General features: G+C 65.3%; 17 protein-coding genes and 1 pseudogene. 16 read left to right on the top strand and 2 right to left on the bottom strand.

Going from position 1 to position 17280, the window contains the following annotated elements:
- The first annotated feature begins 3 nt into the window (after nt 1-3).
- The 11 genes from OKW26_RS21005 to OKW26_RS20955 are packed head-to-tail and all read left to right on the top strand — an operon-like array spanning nt 4 to nt 7974.
- Nucleotides 4-411, top strand: a complete 408-nt coding sequence (locus OKW26_RS21005; RefSeq protein WP_184058835.1) for a hypothetical protein — start codon at nt 4-6, stop codon at nt 409-411.
- A 52-nt stretch (nt 412-463) separates the two neighbouring features.
- The gene (locus OKW26_RS21000; RefSeq protein WP_429355023.1) at nt 464-868 is read left to right on the top strand and encodes a cupin domain-containing protein; all 405 of its coding nucleotides are present in this window, start codon (nt 464-466) and stop codon (nt 866-868) included.
- 12 nt (nt 869-880) lie between these two features.
- Nucleotides 881-1231, top strand: a complete 351-nt coding sequence (locus OKW26_RS20995; protein ID WP_187611878.1) for a cupin domain-containing protein — start codon at nt 881-883, stop codon at nt 1229-1231.
- 9 nt (nt 1232-1240) lie between these two features.
- On the top strand, nt 1241-2572 hold the full coding sequence (locus OKW26_RS20990) for an NAD(P)/FAD-dependent oxidoreductase (RefSeq protein ID WP_429355022.1): 1332 nt from the start codon (nt 1241-1243) through the stop codon (nt 2570-2572).
- Nucleotides 2569-3213 (top strand): nuclear transport factor 2 family protein, encoded by a 645-nt coding sequence (locus tag OKW26_RS20985; protein ID WP_429355021.1) that lies wholly within the window; start codon nt 2569-2571, stop codon nt 3211-3213. Before OKW26_RS20990 ends, OKW26_RS20985 begins: the two co-directional genes overlap by 4 nt.
- Nucleotides 3210-4079 carry a dihydroorotate dehydrogenase electron transfer subunit gene (locus OKW26_RS20980; protein WP_429355020.1) on the top strand — a complete coding sequence of 290 codons (870 nt, stop codon included), beginning with the start codon at nt 3210-3212 and terminating at the stop codon, nt 4077-4079. The genes OKW26_RS20985 and OKW26_RS20980 overlap by 4 nt, the downstream gene beginning before the upstream one ends.
- The gene (locus OKW26_RS20975) at nt 4073-5011 is read left to right on the top strand and encodes a dihydroorotate dehydrogenase (RefSeq protein ID WP_429355019.1); all 939 of its coding nucleotides are present in this window, start codon (nt 4073-4075) and stop codon (nt 5009-5011) included. The genes OKW26_RS20980 and OKW26_RS20975 overlap by 7 nt, the downstream gene beginning before the upstream one ends.
- Nucleotides 5008-5433: a non-heme iron oxygenase ferredoxin subunit gene (locus OKW26_RS20970; protein WP_429355018.1), complete on the top strand. Its 426-nt coding sequence runs from the start codon at nt 5008-5010 to the stop codon at nt 5431-5433. The genes OKW26_RS20975 and OKW26_RS20970 overlap by 4 nt, the downstream gene beginning before the upstream one ends.
- 4 nt (nt 5434-5437) lie before the next feature.
- Nucleotides 5438-6514 carry an asparaginase gene (locus tag OKW26_RS20965; RefSeq protein WP_429355017.1) on the top strand — a complete coding sequence of 359 codons (1077 nt, stop codon included), beginning with the start codon at nt 5438-5440 and terminating at the stop codon, nt 6512-6514.
- 32 nt (nt 6515-6546) lie between these two features.
- Entirely contained in the window at nt 6547-7248 is a 702-nt protein-coding gene (locus OKW26_RS20960) for a hypothetical protein (RefSeq protein WP_429355016.1), read from the top strand.
- A gap of 21 nt (nt 7249-7269) precedes the next feature.
- Nucleotides 7270-7974, top strand: a complete 705-nt coding sequence (locus tag OKW26_RS20955; protein ID WP_429355015.1) for a maleate cis-trans isomerase family protein — start codon at nt 7270-7272, stop codon at nt 7972-7974.
- Nucleotides 7975-8041: 67 nt separating this feature from the next.
- Here the strand turns inward: OKW26_RS20955 and OKW26_RS20950 are convergent.
- Nucleotides 8042-8357 (bottom strand): annotated as a pseudogene (locus OKW26_RS20950) (transposase); the annotation flags it as partial.
- 91 nt (nt 8358-8448) lie between these two features.
- On the opposite strand from OKW26_RS20950, the gene OKW26_RS20945 reads away from it, so the two are divergent.
- The 5 genes from OKW26_RS20945 to OKW26_RS20925 all read left to right on the top strand — a co-directional run bounded on the left by OKW26_RS20945 (nt 8449) and on the right by OKW26_RS20925 (nt 14953).
- Nucleotides 8449-9363, top strand: coding sequence for a LysR substrate-binding domain-containing protein (locus tag OKW26_RS20945; RefSeq protein WP_184058820.1), 915 nt, complete (start codon nt 8449-8451; stop codon nt 9361-9363).
- 122 nt (nt 9364-9485) lie between these two features.
- The gene (locus tag OKW26_RS20940) at nt 9486-10781 is read left to right on the top strand and encodes a dicarboxylate/amino acid:cation symporter (RefSeq protein WP_090811568.1); all 1296 of its coding nucleotides are present in this window, start codon (nt 9486-9488) and stop codon (nt 10779-10781) included.
- The gene (locus tag OKW26_RS20935) at nt 10778-12244 is read left to right on the top strand and encodes an aspartate/glutamate racemase family protein (RefSeq protein WP_429355014.1); all 1467 of its coding nucleotides are present in this window, start codon (nt 10778-10780) and stop codon (nt 12242-12244) included. Before OKW26_RS20940 ends, OKW26_RS20935 begins: the two co-directional genes overlap by 4 nt.
- Before the next feature lie 95 nt (nt 12245-12339).
- A complete protein-coding gene (gene aspA, locus OKW26_RS20930; protein WP_429355013.1) occupies nt 12340-13758 on the top strand; it encodes an aspartate ammonia-lyase in 1419 nt (472 codons plus the stop codon).
- A 73-nt stretch (nt 13759-13831) separates the two neighbouring features.
- Entirely contained in the window at nt 13832-14953 is a 1122-nt protein-coding gene (locus OKW26_RS20925; RefSeq protein ID WP_429355012.1) for an asparaginase, read from the top strand.
- Between the two features lie 36 nt (nt 14954-14989).
- Here the strand turns inward: OKW26_RS20925 and OKW26_RS20920 are convergent, their stop codons facing one another.
- Complete coding sequence (locus OKW26_RS20920; RefSeq protein WP_429355011.1) at nt 14990-17218, bottom strand: SLC26A/SulP transporter family protein; 2229 nt, start codon at nt 17216-17218, stop codon at nt 14990-14992.
- Nucleotides 17219-17280 lie beyond the last annotated feature (62 nt).

Here is a 17280-nt window from a genome sequence, read left to right as displayed (position 1 = left end):
AACATGAGCACCGCAATGCCTACCCAGCCGGTCAATTTCGTCAGCAGAAAAGCGCCCGTCGCCCGCACATTGCCCGCGGGTTTCGAGTCGCTCGCGCCGTTCGTCGACATCTGGGCGCTCGAGACCGAAACCGCACGCAACGCGCAACGCCACGCGGTCGGCATGGAAGCCATTCTTGCGTTTCGCGACGCGATCCTGCCGCAGGTCGACGACGTCGTCGCATATCTGAACGGCTACGCGCTCGCGACGCTCGACGAGCATCCCGAAGCGATGACCTTGATGTACCTGCTGCTGTCGCTGGCCGAGATCGCGCCTGCAATCGAGTTCTATAACCAGCCGGCCGTCATCGACGGATACGAGTCCGCGCGTTTTCGCGCCGACGAGACTTTTGTCATGCGTCCGCTGCCCTGAGCGTTGACGCGATCGGCCGGTGCGTCCGGTCTGAACCTGAAGGAGACAGCAAATGGCGAAATGCCGCGTGTTTGGCATCGGTCACGGCCTGAAGACCGTCGTCGAAAACGGCCTGTACATGAAGACGATGATCGGCGCGACGATGAGTGTTGCGGTGATCAAGTTCGTCGAGCAGGAGGGTACGAATCTGCCCGCGAAGGCGCACGATCACGGCGAGGAAGCGTCGCTGCAGGTGCTCGGTTCGTGCTCGATCTTCGAGGTGCGGCCGGACACGCCCGACGTCGAGCGCACGCTCGCGCAAGGCGACGCGATGATCATTCCCGCAGGCCTCAGTCACTACGGCAAGAACTGCTACGGCGCGCAAGGCGTGAGCATGCGCTTGAACGTGGTGTCGCCGCCGCGCGCGGAATATGGCGCGCAGGACGACACGCCGTATTACCCGCTCGCCAATCGATGATGAGGGATGCAAATGAATAATCGCGCTGACAATCTGGCCGGCGACATCGCGCAATGCACGGCAGTTCAGGCAGGTGAGCGCTGGCGCGATCCGCACGCGGAGAGCCAAACGGTGCGCGCGCAAGGCGCGCTGTTGAGCACGGAGTTCGCGGTGTTCGAGCCGAGCGAAGTGCGCGACGAGGTAGCGGGAGCGCGCGGCGAGGAAGTCGTCGCGATTCTCGAAGGCCAGTTCGATATCGATGCGGCCGGCGAGCATTACCGGCTCGTCGCGGGCGAGGCGATCCTGATTCCGCCGCGCGAGCCGCGTCGCTTTACGTGCATCGGCGCCAAGGGCGTGCTGTATCGCGCCGGGACCAGTGTGTGAGATCGAATCATGAAGCACGATCCATTTGAACCGGATGACGTGAAGCACGTCGTCGTCGTCGGCGCGGGCCATGCTGGCGGACGCGTCGTGCAGCATCTCGTGTCGCTGGGCTTCGCGGGGCGCATCACGCTCGTAGGCGACGAGCGTCATCCGCCCTACGAGCGGCCCGCGCTCTCGAAGGAATGGCTGACAAGCGAAACCGAGCCGACGCTCGCGGCGTCGCCGCTCGTTCTGGCGCCCGCAGCGTTCTGGGAGCCGTCGGCGTTGCGCGATGCGCGCATCGACCGCCTGCACGAACGTGCGGTCGCGCTCGATGCGACTGAGCGCGTGCTGACACTCGCGAGCGGCACCCAGGTGCGGTTCGATCGCCTGGTCGTGGCGACGGGCGGCGCGCCGCGCGACGGCGCGATTCCCGGCGCGAACCGGCCCGGCGTACACCTGCTGCGCACGGTCGACGATAGCCTCGCGCTGCGCCGCGCGCTGCGCGAGAGCCGTGGCCTCGCCATCATCGGGGCAGGCGTGATCGGCATGGAAGTGGCGTCGTCGGCGCTCGAGCTCGGCGTGCCGGTGACGGTGCTGGAAGCGGGCGAGCGCGTGCTCGCCCGCTGCCTGTCCCCCGTGATGTCCGAGTGGCTGCTGCGCGAGCATCGTGCGCGCGGCGTGCGGGTGGAACTGGGGGTCGCCGTCGAGTCGATCGCGGACGCAGCGCAAGCGGCGCAACTTGCCACCGACGGCACGCGCTATGTCGTGCGTTGCAAACTCGTCGACACCGCGCAAACGCGATCACGCGAAGCCTTCGACGTCGCCGCCGACACGATCCTGATCGCGATCGGCGTCGATTGCGCGCCGGCGTTTCTCGCGGGCACGGGGCTCGCGGGACGCCAGGGAGTCGACGTCGACGAAACCTGCCGCAGTCCGCATGCGCCGTGGCTTTACGCGGTCGGCGACGTCGCGCATGTGCTCGATGGCGAGAGCGAGCGCGGTGGTCTGCGTCAGGAAACGTGGCGCAATGCCGAGAACCAGGCGCTCGCGGTCGCGCAGACCCTGATCGGCCGCGCGCAGGCGTATCGCGAAACGCCATGGATGTGGACCGATCAGCTCGGCAACAACATCCAGGTCGTCGGCCAGCCCGATCCGCGCGACGAGGTCGTGCTGCGCGGCGAACCGGGCGCTGGACCCTGCGCGGCGCTGAGCATGCGCGACGGTTGCATCGTCGCGGGTGTGCTCGTCAACGCGGGCCGTGAGCGGCGCTTCCTCGAAAAGCTTGTCGCCAGCGCGATGCCCGTGGACGTCGCGCGCCTCGCGGACCCCGGCACGTCGCTCAAGGAGCTTGCCGGATGAGCGCGATTTCGATGGGAATGGCCGACGCACGTACCCGCAACGACACGCCCACATACAGCGGCGCGCAGATGGCAGCGCTTGCGGCACGCGTCGAACGGCTCGAAGCGATCGAAGCGATTCGCGCACTCAAGGCGCACTACGGCGCGCTCGCCGACGCGAAGTACGGTGGCGACTACCGCAAGCTCGACCGCGAAGCGCTCGCGGACATCGCACGCCAGCAAGCGGCCTGCTTCACCGGCGATGCCGTCTGGGCGGGCGGCAACGGTTTCGGCGGCGACCTCGTCGGACGTGAAGCGATCGAGCGCTGGTTTCTCGATTCGCCGTGGCGCTTCGCGATGCACTACTACGTCAGCGAGACCCTCAAGGTGGATGTCGCGCGCGGCGTGGCGCAGGCGAACTGGCGGCTGATGCAGGTGGCGCTGCGCGAGGACGCGGACACGCGCGCAGGCGCGGTGTGGCTGGGCGCGGTCACGACCGAACAGTACCGGCGCGACGCGGCGAGCGACCTCTGGTTGATCAGTTACATGAAATTCGAAGCGCTCCACATGATGACCCTGGCGGATGGGCCGCTGCCGATCGCCAGCAATTTCGCGGACCTCGACGCGCTGCGCGTCGACCGCACCGAGGACAATCAGTCATGACAGAAGTCATTGCGTCGCCCTGCGCGACCCATACGGATTCTTGCCGCGGTACTGTCGCGCTCGATATCGCCGAGCACGCGTGCCGCGTGCTGCAGAACATACCCGTCAACGCGGAGTATCGTCACATGATCGTCGCCGCGCCGATCGGGGCCGCGCTCGCGCAACCGGGCCAGTTCTTCCATCTCGCGTGCCCGCCGGGCGCCGCGGGCACGTCGTTTCTGCGCCGGCCGATGAGCGTCTACGGCGCCGATCCGCTGCGGCACACCGTCGAGTTTCTCTACAAGGTGCAGGGTATCGGCACGCAAGGGCTGGCGACGTTGCGGCCAGGCGACACGCTCGATGCGCTCGGACCGCTCGGTCGTGGCTTCGAATTGCCTGAAGAGACGCGCCATGTCTTGCTGCTGGCGCGCGGGGTAGGCCTTGCGACGCTCGCGCCACTCGCGGCGCATGCCACCGCGCGGGGCGCGTGCGTGAGCGCCGTGCTAAGCGCGCGCAGCCAGGCCGTGGTGATGTCCGCCGAGCGTTTGCGCGTGGCGGGCGCGACGGTTCATATCGTCACCGACGAAGACGGCAGCAGCGATGCCGCGCGCGTCGCAGCGCAACTCGAAGCGCTGCACGCCGAAGCGCCGTTCGACTTCCTGTCCACCTGCGGCTCGAACCGGCTTCTGATGCTGCTCCAGAAGCTCGGCAAGTCGTGGGGCGTGGCGGGACAAACCGCGATCGAGCAGCATATGGGTTGCGGAATCGGCTCGTGCTATGCGTGCGTGCGTCCATTCCGCGCGCATGCCGATTCCGACCGTCTGACCTTCCGGCGCGTGTGCTGGGAGGGCCCCGTGTTCGATTTGCAGGAAACGACATCATGGTAGATCTGAGCGTCAAGGTGGGCGGACTCACGCTCGCCAATCCCGTCATGCCCGCGTCCGGCACTTTCGCGGACGGCAACGCGCGCGTGTTCGATCTCAATTGCCTCGGCGCGATCGTCACCAAGACGATCACCGCCGACATTCGCGAAGGCGTACCGCCGCCGCGGGTTGCCGAGTTCAAGGACGCGACGCTGTTTTCGATCGGTATTCCGAGCAAGGGCGCCGACTATTACATCAATACGACGGTGCCGTTCTACCAGCGCTATACGCCGCCGATCGTGGGCAGCATCTCCGCGAATTCGGCGGCCGAGTTCGGCGAGTTGGCGGAGCGCATCGGTACGAGCGGCATTGCGGCGATCGAGGCGAACGTGTCGTGTCCGAACCTGAAAAAGAACGGCAAGGCGTTCGGCATGGACCCCGAGGCGACGTATCAGGTCGTGCGCGCGATGAAGTCGAGCACCCGCGTCCCCGTGTGGGTCAAGATGACGCCGAACGCCGGCAACCTGGTCGAAGTCGCGCTCGCCGCGCAAGCCGCCGGCGCCGATGCACTGGTGTGCTGCAACGCGATTCTGGCGATGGCGATCGACGTGCGGACCTTCAGGCCGCGCGTCGCGAACGTGATGGGTGGCCTGACCGGCGCCGCGACCAGGCCGATTCTGCTGCGCATGGCCCACCAGTGCGCCGAGGCCGTCGAGATTCCCGTGATCGGCTGCGGCGGCATCAGCACGGCGGAAGACGCGATCGAGTTCATGCTCGCGGGCTGCGCAGCGGTTCAGGTCGGCACCGCCAACTTCATTACGCCGAACGCGATGCCGTGCGTGATCGACGGGCTGCGTGCGTTCTGCGAGCAGCGCGGTCTCGCGCGCGTCGCGGACCTGATCGGCGCGATGCAGCGTCATGACGTGATCAATCTGCAAAAGGACTATGCGCTATGAAGGTCATTCCTATTGCCTCGGTATGCGGGCGCACGGTTCACGCGCCTGCGCACGCGGCTGAGGCGGCGCTCGCGAGCGGCGGGGCGCCGGCGCTATCGATGGCCGCCGACGCGTGGCATCTGGTCGGCGAGCTCGATCGGTGTTTTGACGGAAACGATTGTCTGGGCGTGACGATCGACACCGTGAAGGTCGGCTTGTTTCGCGTCGCCGGCGAAATCCATGCGCTCGACGATATCTGCACGCACGGCAACGCGTTGCTGAGCGAGGGCCTGCTCGACGGTCACGAGATCGAATGTCCGTTGCACGCTGGCCTCGTCGACGTGCGCACGGGCAAGGGCACGACCGCGCCGATCGTGCGCGATACGCGGCGCCATGAGGTCCGGATCGACGGCGGCAATCTCTACGTTCGGCTGCGCCGCTGAGACGATGAGCTTTTTATCGACTGCAACCAAAACCGCGCGCGGGCCGAAAATCGCCGTGATCGGTACGGGCGGCACATTTGCGATGCACGCGCGTGGCCCGTTCGACTGGGTCGAGTATTCGGAAAGCGGCGTCGTGCATCCGCTCGACACCCTGCTCGCGACGCTCGGCGAGCTCGCGCCCGACGTCGAACTGCTACCCGTCACGTTTCGCAGCCTCGGCAGCGTGGCGATCCAGCCGGCGGACTGGGTGGAACTCGCTCGGCTGATACGGCACACGGCGCTCGCCGATCCGTCCATCACAGGGTTCATCGTGACCCACGGAACGGCGACGCTCGAAGAAACCGCGTGGTTCCTGCAACTCGTGCTCGACATCGCGCGGCCGGTGATCGTCACGGGAGCGCAGAGGCCCGCAAACACCGCGGGCAGCGACGTGCTCGCGAACCTGCGCGGCGCGATTGCGGCAGCGCGCGATCCGCTGAGCGCGGCACACGGCGTGCTGGTCGCGATGGACGGCTGGCTGTTCTCGCCGCGCGACGTGACCAAGGCGGCCAGTTTCGAACTGAACGCGTTCGAGTCGCCGGGCTACGGTCCGCTCGCGCGCATCGAACCCGACGCGCGTATTGCGTGGCGGCGCGGTGCGATTGCAACGCGTCGCGGTAGCGAATCCGCATGGTTCTCACGAGCGCTGCTTGAAGTGGATGCGCCATTCGCGCTGCCGCGCGTCGATATCGCGATCTCGTATGCGGGTGCCGACGGTGTGGCGATCGACGCGCTGGTCGCGGCAGGCAGCGCCGGCATCATCAGCGCGGGACTGGTGCCGGGACGGCCGGCGGCAGCCGAGGCGGCCGCATATCGCAAGGCGGTTGAGGCCGGTGTCGTGGTCGTGCAATCGAGCCGCGCGGCGCGTGGCGTGGTGCCGCCTCAGGCGTTTCTGGCACGCGACGGCGTAGTCGCGGGCGGCGATCTCGCGCCGCACAAGTTGCGCATTGCGTTGATGCTCGCACTCACGTTCGATGGCGATTCGCGAGCCGATTTCGCGCAACGGCGCGAACGCATTCAAACCATTCTGCTCGCGTTGTGAACGCTTCGGCACGCAAGGAGGCATTTCGAATCATGCAGTTCTCTTACCTCGTGACCTGGGTGCATCCGGACCCGGCGGCATGCATCAGCGCCGACGACCTCGAACGCATCGCCGCGATCGTCAACTCGACGCCCGCGCTGCGCCGCTCCCGCCTTTACACGCCGGAATCCGCCGACGATTACTACACGCGGGACGGCGCGTCGCCGATCTTCGCGATGCAACTCGACTACGACTCGGTGTTCGATCTCGAAGCGCCGATCGCGGCAGGCGGCCATTTGCAGGCGCTCGCCGCGGCCAATCTCGCGAGCCTCGCCGGATGCCGCGTTGAGCAGCAGGCGATGCTGCGCCGTCCGTTTCCGGTGGCCGATGCCGACGCGCGCGTGCCAGCAGGCAGCCTGCCATGCCAGTTCCTCGTGCACTACCCGGGCCACGCGCTCGACTTCGACGAATGGATCAACTACTACCTCAGGCATCATCCGCAGATCATGTTCGACTTTCCGGGCGTGCGCGAGATCGAGATTTTCACGCGCATCGACTGGCTCGACGCGATGCCATGGACACGCGTGCACTACATGCAGCGCAACAAGCTGATGTTCGACAGCGCACGGGCGATCACCGAGGCGATGCACTCGCCGGTGCGCCACGCGATGCGGCAGGACTTCGAACGATTTCCGCCGTTCGAGGGCAGCAACATCCATCATCCGATGGCGGCGCGCACGACCTTCTTCGACTAACGCGATTCGCAAGGGGCAAGCATGAGCATCGGCTTCGGTCATCTCGCGCGTATCGGGCATCTGTACCCGTCGGGTGGACTGTGCGACTTCGAGATTCAGGCGATGGCGCCCGACGGCGTGCAATTCGTCACGACGCGTTTGCCGTTTCGCGACACGTCGATCGAATCCGATCGCACGTTGATCGACGATATCGAACAGCACGCGCAACTGCTCGCCGACGCGAAGGTCGACCTGATCGCGACCAATTGCACGGCCGCAGGCGTCGTGAACGGACCTGACGCGATCAATGCACGGGTGACGGCAGCGACGAACATCGCGGCGGTCACGACGATCGAGGCCGTGCTCGCCGCGTGCGACGCGCTGGGCGCGAAGAAGCTGGGACTCGTGACGGCTTACGGCGAACGCGTCGTCGCGGCGGAGCAGGCATTTTTCGAGCAACGCGGGCTGAGTGTCGTCGCCGAAGCGAGCCGCGCGTGCCGCACGCCTTTCGAGCAGGGCACGGTGCAGCCCGAGGTCTGGTTCGACATCGCGACGCGACTACCGGGCGATTTTGACGCGTTGCTGATCAGTTGCGCGGGCATTCGGGTGAGCAGCGTGATCGCTTCGATCGAGACGGAAGTCGGACGCCCGGTGATCAGCAGCAATTCCGCGCTGTTGTGGTACTGCTTGAGGAAGCTGAACATCACTGCGAAGTCGCCGGGATATGGCGTTCTGTTAAGCGATTGAGACGGTCCCTTTCCTGGCCGCAGGCTTGCCAAACGCGCCGCCGTTCTATAAAACTTGCTAGACGGTGTCAGGAACTCCGAAGTACTGGGATTGCATGGACAAGCATAAGCATGGCGAAGACAACAAAATGCAGACCTGCGAGTGTTTCGGGCAAGCGTTCGTAGTCCCGTGCGAGGCGTCGAAAGCGGTAGAGCCCCATCCGAAGCTGCGCTCGACTACCCATCGGCCTGCGCAGGAGCTTCGCCCGGGTAACCCTGATCGGCAAAGGCCACTTTCACGGTTTCTCCCGTTGCCTGCTGCATCTGGCGCGCCAGGGCGCGATATCGGCCGCATCTGGCGCGTGGCGGAGCAACTCGAAGTACCTGTGCATGGCGCTTTGACCCAGGTCCGATAGTCAGCGTGCGGCACGGCCAGGCGTAGAATTGCGGGCGCGGCGGCGAGTCCATTCGTCGCCGGACCGGAGACCGATGGCTGATGGAAATCAAGTGGATCGAAGACTTCATCGCGCTCGCCCGCTATCAGAGCTTTTCCCGGGCGGCGGAGTTTCGCAACGTCACGCAGTCGGGTTTCAGCAGACGGATCCAGTCGCTCGAACAATGGGTCGGCGCCGATCTCGTCGATCGCAGCGGCTTTCCGCCGACCCTTACCCCGGCAGGGCAACTGTTTCGTGACGCGGCCGAAGACATCCTCGACAAGCTGTTCGACACGCGCGCCATCATTCGCACCGAACAGCGCATCGCCGGCACGAGCCTGCAGATCGCAGCCGGCCACACGATCGCGCTCAACTTCCTGCCCGCGTGGCTGCGCACGCTGTCCAAGCATGTCGGCGAAGTGCGCGCGCGCGTGATTCCGGCGAACGTGCACGATTCGATACTGATGCTGGTCAACGGCAACTGCGAGCTGATGTTCGCTTATCACCATCCGCAGCTGCCGTTGCATCTCGATCCGACCAGGTATGAATGCGTGACCGTGGGCGTCGATACTTTCATGCCGGTATGCAGGCCCAATCAGCGGCTTGCGCACGTGTACCGTCTGCCCGGCGTGATCGAACATCCGATGCCGTTCATCGCCTATACGGAGACGAGCTACTTTGGGCGCTGCTTCGCGTTGCTGATGGAGCAGAGCAAAGCGTCGCCCGCCTTGCAACTTCACTATGAATCCGACATGGCCGAGGTCGTGAAGAAGCTCGTGCTGGAAGGCGAGGGTGTCGCCTGGCTGCCGAAGAGCTCGATCGCCGCCGAACTCGACAGCGGCCAGCTTGTCGCCGCCGGCCGCTCCGAATGGCAACTGGAGCTGGAGTTGCGCGTGTATCGCGACCTCACGAACCGCACTGAACTGCTCGATACGCTGTGGCGGCATCTGCGGGCCTCGTCGGGGTCAGCCGAATAGCGCCGCTAGGGTTATCCCGCGTTATGCGAAACTTGCATAGCCGTATGCAACACTAGCATTCACGTCTTTTCTGCCGTCTCTAGAATTCCGTCCAGTCGCAAATAATCTCAGGACGGAGACACATGAAGAATCGGCTTACCCTCTACATCCTCGCCGGCATGCTGCTCGGCGTGGCCGTCGGTTATGTCTGCCATCGCACGGCGGCCGATGCCGCGCAGGCGAAGGAGATCGCCGGCTACTTTTCCATCGTCACCGATATCTTCCTGCGGCTCGTGAAGATGATCATTGCGCCGCTGGTGTTCGCCACGCTCGTGTCAGGTCTCGCCGGCATGGAAGGCACGAGCGACGTGCGCCGCATCGGTCTGCGCTCGATCGCGTGGTTCCTGTGCGCGTCGCTGTTCTCGCTCGCGCTCGGCCTCGTGCTCGCGAACCTGCTGCAACCGGGCGCCGGCTTGCACATGTCCCAGACGAGCGCTGACGTGGCCACCGGCCTCAACACGTCGAGCCTGAACTTCAAGGACTTCGTCACACACGCGTTCCCCACCAGCATCGTCGATGCGATGGCGCGCAACGATATCCTCCAGATCCTCGTCTTCTCGGTGATGTTCGGCATCGTGCTCAGCGTGATCAAGTCCGACCCGCGCGTCGCGCCGCTGATCGCGGGCGTCGAAGGGCTCGTGCCCACCATGCTGAAACTGACCGACTATGTGATGCGTCTCGCGCCCGTCGGTGTATTCGGCGCGCTGGCATCGGCGATCACGGTGCATGGCCTCGACGTGCTGACGACCTACGGCAAGCTCGTCGCCAGCTTCTATACGGGGCTCGCGCTGCTGTGGGCGGCGCTGATCCTCGCCGGCTACGCGTTTCTCGGCAAGCCGGTCTGGGCCTTGCTCAAGGCGATCCGCGAACCCGCGATGCTGGCGTTCTCCACCGCGAGCAGCGAGGCGGCGTATCCGCGCCTGACGGAGAAGCTGGAGGAATTCGGCGTCGACAAGAAAGTGGTCGGCTTCACGTTGCCGCTCGGCTATGCGTTCAATCTCGACGGCTCGATGATGTATCAGGCCTTCGCCGCGATCTTCATCGCGCAGGCGTTCGGCATCGACATGCCGATCGGCACGCAGATCGTGATGCTGCTCGTGCTGATGGTGAGCAGCAAAGGCATGGCGGGTGTCGCGCGCGGCTCGGTGGTGGTCGTCGCGGCCGTGGCGCCGATGTTCCATTTGCCGCCATCGGGCGTCGTGCTGGTGCTCGCGATCGACCAGATTCTCGACATGGGGCGCACGGCGACCAACGTGATCGGCAACAGCATCGCGACGGCAGCCATCGCGAAGTGGGAGGGCCAGCGCGTGACGCGGCAGGAACGCCGCACGGCGATGGCGACGGCTTCGTTCGGCCAGCTCGAAGGCGAGACGAAATGAGCGGCATCGACGCAACGGCTGCCACGAGCGCGCGCAAGTTCGGCGTGGTGGGCGGGCTCGGCCCGCTCGCGAGCGCGGACGTGTTCTTCAAACTGATCAAATCGACGCCGGCCACGCGCGACGCCGAGCACTTCGATGCGATCTTCGAGCAGCAGCCGTTTCGCAGCGCCGATGCCGACAGCGAGACGTTGACGCAGCGCAAGCTGTACATCTTCGATCTGATCAGCAGCTTCGAGAAGCGCGGCGTGACGACGGTCGTGCTGCCGTGCTTCCTGAGTCACACGTTCATCGACGAACTGAAAGCCAATTCGCCGCTGCAGATCGTCGACATGATCGATGCGGTGCGCAGCCACGTGCGCAGAAGATTTCCCGCGGTGCGCCGCGTGGGCGTGCTCGCGTCGGCGCATACGCGGCGCAGGCGCCTGTTCGAGAAGTACTTCGCGGCGCCCGAGTTCGAAGTGATCCACCCGCGCATCGGCGACGGCATCGATTTCGTCACCGAGGCCGTTTATGGCGAGGATGGCGTGAAGAGCGGCAATCTGCGTGGCCGTCCGGCCGAGTTGCTGCGGGCGGCGTGCGAGGACCTGATCGAACAGGGCGCCAACGTCATCGTGCCGGGGCTCACCGAGATCGCGCTGGTCGCGGACGAACTCGGTGCGTTGCGCGTGCCGCTCGTCGATTCGAACCTGGCTTATGCGCAGTACGTGGTGTCCGGCCAGTACCACACGCCCGAGACGATCTTCAAGGTCGGCGTGGTGGGCGGCGTGGGTCCGGCGGCCACCGTCGATTTCATTCACAAGATCGTGCGCGCGACGCCCGCGCGGCGCGATCAGGACCACCTCAAGCTGCTCGTCGAGCAGAACCCGCAGATCCCGGATCGCACGGAGAATCTGATCGGCGATGGACCCGACCCGACCATCTCGCTCTATGCGACCTGCAAGAAACTCGAAACGGGCGGCGCGGATCTGATCGCGATCCCGTGCAATACGGCGCATGCCTTCGTCGAGCGGATACAGCCTTATCTCGGCGTGCCGATCGTCAATATGCTGACGGTGACGGTGCGTTATCTGCGCGAGTCGTTTCCCGCGCTGCGCTCGGTCGGCGTGCTCGCGACTTGCGGCACGCTCGCGAGCGGCGTCTACGAAAAGGCGCTCGAATCGGACGGCTTGCGGCAGGTCGTCCCGGCACCCGCGCTGCAGGCGCGCGTGATGGACGCGATCTACGGCAAGGAAGGCGTGAAGGCCGGATTCACGGCGGGGCAGTGCCAGCAAGATCTCGCCGCGGCGATCGACGGGCTTATCGCCGACGGCGTCGAAGTAATCGTTCTCGGCTGCACGGAACTGCCGCTGCTGATTCGCGAGCCGTATGTGATCGGCGCGAACGGCGCGCGCGTGAGCGTGGTCGATCCGACCGACGTGCTCGCGAAGCAGTGTGTCGCCTGCGCGACAGCGCCGCCTCGATAACCCAACCGCATCACCCAGTCAATGCGACGGACCTGCACACGAGGTGTGCCGGATGACCCCGCTCGCCTGTCGATTTCAGAACCTGAGAGGTAATCATGCTTGCACCGACCGAACGTATCGAACACGACCTTCTCGGCGATCTCGCCGTGCCCGCGACCGCGTACTACGGCGTACACACGCTGCGCGCGCTGCAAAACTTTCCCATCACGGGTATTCCGATCTCCGTGTATCCGAACCTCGTCAACGCGCTGGCGAGTGTGAAAGAAGCCGCCGCGCTCGCGAATTACGATCTCGGCCTATTGAGCGCAGTGAAGATGCAGGCCATCGTGCACGCATGCAGGCAGGTGCGCTCAGGCACCGCGCACGAGCATTTCGTCGTCGACGTGATTCAGGGCGGCGCGGGCACGTCGACCAACATGAACGCGAACGAGGTCATCGCCAATCTCGCGCTCGAACATCTCGGGCAACAGCGCGGCGAATACGCGGTTCTCCATCCGAACGAGGACGTGAATCTCGGCCAGAGCACCAACGACGTCTATCCGACCGCGCTCAAGATCGCCACGTACGCGGGCATCATGCAACTGGTCGACGCGATGGGCGTGTTGCGCGCATCGTTCGAACGCAAGGCGGTGGAATTCGGCAACGACCTGAAGATGGGCCGCACGCAGCTTCAGGACGCCGTACCGATGACGCTCGGCCAGGAGTTCAGCACCTTCGCTGTGATGCTCGGCGAAGACGAAGAACGGCTGAAGGAAGCGGCCCAGCTCATCTGCGAGATCAATCTCGGCGCGACGGCGATCGGCACCGGCATCAACACACATCCCGAATACGCGCAGCTTGCATGCAGGCACTTGGGCGAAATAACCGGTATCGCGTTGACCACGTCGCCGAATCTGATCGAAGCGACGCAGGATGTCGGTTCGTTCGTGCAGCTCTCCGGCGTACTGAAGCGCGTCGCCGTAAAACTCTCCAAGACCTGCAACGATCTTCGCCTGCTTTCGAGCGGTCCTCGCGCGGGCCTCGGCGAAATCAACCTGCCGCCGGTGCAGGCGGGTTCGAGCATCATGCCGGGCAAGGTGAATCCGGTGATTCCGGAGGTCGTCAACCAGATCGCGTTCGAAGTCATCGGCAACGATGTGACGGTGAGCTTCGCCGCCGAAGCGGGGCAGCTCCAGCTCAACGCGTTCGAGCCGATCATCGCGCACAGCCTGTTCAAGAGCGTCGCCCATTTACGCGCAGGGTGCCTCACGCTCGCGTCGAAATGCGTCGACGGCATTACCGCGAATCACGAGCGGCTGCGCGCGATCGTCGAGAGCTCGATCGGCATCGTGACCGCGCTGAACCCGTACATCGGCTATACGCACTCGACCGAAGTCGCGAAGGAAGCGCTGGCGTCGGGCAAAAGCGTCGCGCAGATCGTGATCGACAAAGGGCTGTTGAGTCAGGCGCAGCTCGACGAGATTCTTCAACCCGCCATGCTGACGCAACCAAGAAAGATGTCGTCGGCGGCGTGAGCGACGAAGGTTGTTCCGCTCACAGGTCGCGTGCATACGCACGCGACTCTTTTAAACGATGGAGGAGAGAAAAATGAACGGCAACACGATCGATCGAAAAGCAAGGCGGCTGTGCGGTTCGGCGGCACTGCTGATCGCGGCACTTGCCGCGGGTACCTGCGCACAGGCTGCCGGCGCGCCATCGCAACAGGCAAGCGCCGTCACGGCAACGCCGCGTGTGCTGGTGCTGGCCACCGGCGGCACCATCTCGGGAACCGCCGATCCCCGTTCGGCGATCGGCTACAACTCGGGCAACGTGAAGGGGCAGGAACTGGTGCGCGGCGTGCCGGGCATCGAGAAGCTCGCGAGCATCAGCGCGGAGCAGATCTCGAACGTCGGCTCGCAGGACATGAACGACAAGATCTGGTTGCAGCTTGCGCGGCGGATCGACGAGGTCTTCGCGCGGAACGAGGCCGACGCCATCGTGATTACGCACGGCACCGACACGATCGAGGAAACGGCGTTCTTCCTGAGCAACGTGCTGCGCTCCGACAAGCCGGTGGTGCTGGTCGGCTCGATGCGACCGGGCGGTTCCGCGAGCGCCGACGGTCCCGGCAATCTGTACGAAGCCGTCGAAGTGGCGGCGAGCCCGCAGTCGCGTGGCCGAGGCGTGATGGTCGTGATGAACGACCAGATTCACGCGCCGCGCTGGATCACCAAGACCAATACCACGGCAGTACAGGCGTTCGCGTCGCCGAATGCCGGCGCGATCGGTTATGTCGATCCGGCGAGCGTGCGCTTCGTGATGCCGGCGGTGCAATCGACGCGCGCTGCGCTGAGCCTGCCCGCGAGCGGGCAATTGCCGCGCGTCGATATCGTCTACGCGCATAGCAACATGGATGGCCGCCAGATCGATCATGCGATCGCCGATGGCGCGAAGGGCATCGTCGTCGCCGGCGAAGGCGATGGTGACATGTCGAAGGAAGCCCTCGCGGCGCTCGACCGCGCGGCGGCAAAAGGCATCGTGGTGGTTCGCTCGACGCGCCTGGTGTCGGGGTTCGTGAACCGCAACGTCGAGGTGGACGACGACAAGCGCGGATTCGTCGCATCGCTCGATCTGAATCCGCAGAAGGCGCGATTGCTGACGCAATTGCTGGTGGCCAACGGCGTGACCGATCCCGTCAAGGTACAGCAGGCATTCAGCGGGACGTGGTGACGGGTTGGGGGCGCCGCCGGTCAGGGGCGCTGCCGCTTACAACGCCGCGCGTAGTGCCTCATCGGCAACGGCAAGACGCAACGCAATGGTCTTCACGAGAAACCGATGCAACTGTTGCGCCGTCGCCGGATCCTGCTGTTCGAGTTCGAGCAGCCGGGAGATCGACAGGCGGTACACGCGCGTCGGTGCCTCGGCAATCACATCCGCGCTGCGCTGTTGCTGCGTGTACACCGCCATTTCCCCCACGACCGTGCCCGGGCCGAACGAGCGCAGACGCGCCGAGCGGCCATCGCCGAGCGGCAGCGAGATCGCGACACGTCCTTGCTCGACGAAATACAGCGCGTCGCCCGGCTCGCGATGACGAAACAGCGCCTGCCCCGAAAGCAGATCCTGCACCTCCAGACACGCGATCAAGCCGTTCAACGCGCCGGCCGTGAAATGCGGCTCGAGCATCGCCCGCAGATCGCCGCCATGCGCGATCGCGAGCGAGTTCGACGCGAGCAGTTTGTCTTCGATCCATTCGAGACCCGCATCGAGCGTATCGAATTCATGGATCTTCAGATTGAGCGTGCCGGTCTTCACGAGCAGATCGCGCGAGCGCGGCGGCAGCGCGGTCAACACGAGGTCCACGCTTCTTGCTGCGCAGAGCTGCCTGAGTTTGACGAAGCTGATGGATACGGATGCATCCATGCCATGTGTCGCCGCAAAGTCGAGCACGACGAAGCGGACCTGCGACGGATTCCCGGCGCCGAATCGCTCGCGAAGGCGCTGCAGAATCGAATTGGCCGTGCCGAAGAAGAGAAACCCTTGCAGGCACATTCCGCATACCTGGGGGCCGATTGCGCGCAGAGCCTGGGTGTCTTCGATGCTGCGCTCAACATTCGAGGTCCGCGCGCGCAGGTCGAACTCCATGCGTATGCAGCCGACCCGACCGTAGAGCAGCGTGAACATCACACACGCTGCAACGACGCCCACCCCTACGCCGACGATCACGCCATACGCCGCGATAGTGCCGAGAATCACGGGCACGAGCAGATACTCATACCAGTTGAGCTTGGTCCAGGCGCCCGCGAGCCAATGCACGAGCAAGCGCAGCCCCATGAAGAGCTGAAGGCCGACCAGCACCGGCACCGGAAAGAGCGCCACGACGTCCGGCGAAGTGGCGAGCACGACCACGCACGCGAGCGAGGCGAACACGCCCGCCACCCGGCTCGTCGCGCCCACCCGCGCGTTGAGCATCGAGCGATTGAACGACTGGTAGCCGACCATCCCGCCCAGCAGTCCGCTCGCGAGATTGGCGAGGCCGGCGGCGCGCATCTCGCGATTGAGGTCGACGTCCTCCCCGGTGGCCGCGCCGATCGCCGTTGAATTCATCAGGATCGTCACGGCCGACACCGAGGTCACCACCAGACTCTCGGGAAGATGCGCGCCGACCGCCGACCAGTCGATGCCGCCCCGTCCGAGCCTCGCGGCCAGGTGCAACTCCGGCAGCCCGGATAGGTGCAGCTTGACGCGCGGCAGCAGCAGACCCATGCCGCGCGCGTCGTCGATCGACACTCCGGCAACCTGCAGCAGAACGTAGAAAAGCACGACGCCGAAGGCCAGCGTGAGCGGCAGCGCGGCAATGTGCTGCCACGTGCGCATCAATACCGTGGCCAGCACGCCGACGACCAGCGCCGGAACCCATGTGAGCCAGTGAAGGTGCGCGAGCAACGCGAGCGTGTGCCACTGCAGCGGCTGGCCCGTCAGCACGCGGAACGCCCCGGCGAGCAGCAGGTAGCCCGTGCCCGCGAGAAAGCCGCCGAGCACCGGATAGGGCAGGAACTGCAAGGAGCGGCTGCGCTTCGACGAGCCGATCGCATAGAGCACGACGCCCGTCATGAGCGAACAGAGCGCGATGGCGATCAGCACAGTGAGGATCAGCGTCTGCGGTGAACCGCCGTCCGCGCGCACGCTGCTGGCCACCCCCGCCGCCACGCCGGCGAGAAAGGCGGCGGCGTTGCTGTCGGGGCCGCCAATGTTGACGCGCATCGAACTCGTCAAGGCGATCACGAGCGCCGTGACGACGCAGCTCACGAGCGCGGTGGGCACGCCCAGCATCGCGTAGCGGGCAAGATCGGCGCTAAAGATCATCGTGCCGAGGCTCATCGCATAGCACAGCATGACGAGCGTCGAAACGGCGCCCGCCGCCACGTCGCCTGGCAGACCCGCCAAACGCGAGCGCAGCGGGATCTCGGAGACGGAAACGGTCTTGCCCGGCTTCACGTGGATTCCCGGTCGAATGCAAGGGCGCCGTGAGGCGCGCAAGCCAGTATCCTGCGCGGCTC

Origin of the sequence: Paraburkholderia sp. 32 (assembly GCF_050435345.1) — a bacterium.
Classification (GTDB): domain Bacteria; phylum Pseudomonadota; class Gammaproteobacteria; order Burkholderiales; family Burkholderiaceae; genus Paraburkholderia; species Paraburkholderia tuberum.
The sequence above is the reverse complement of the archived record's forward strand: the minus strand, read 5'-3'. Positions and strand labels throughout refer to the sequence as shown.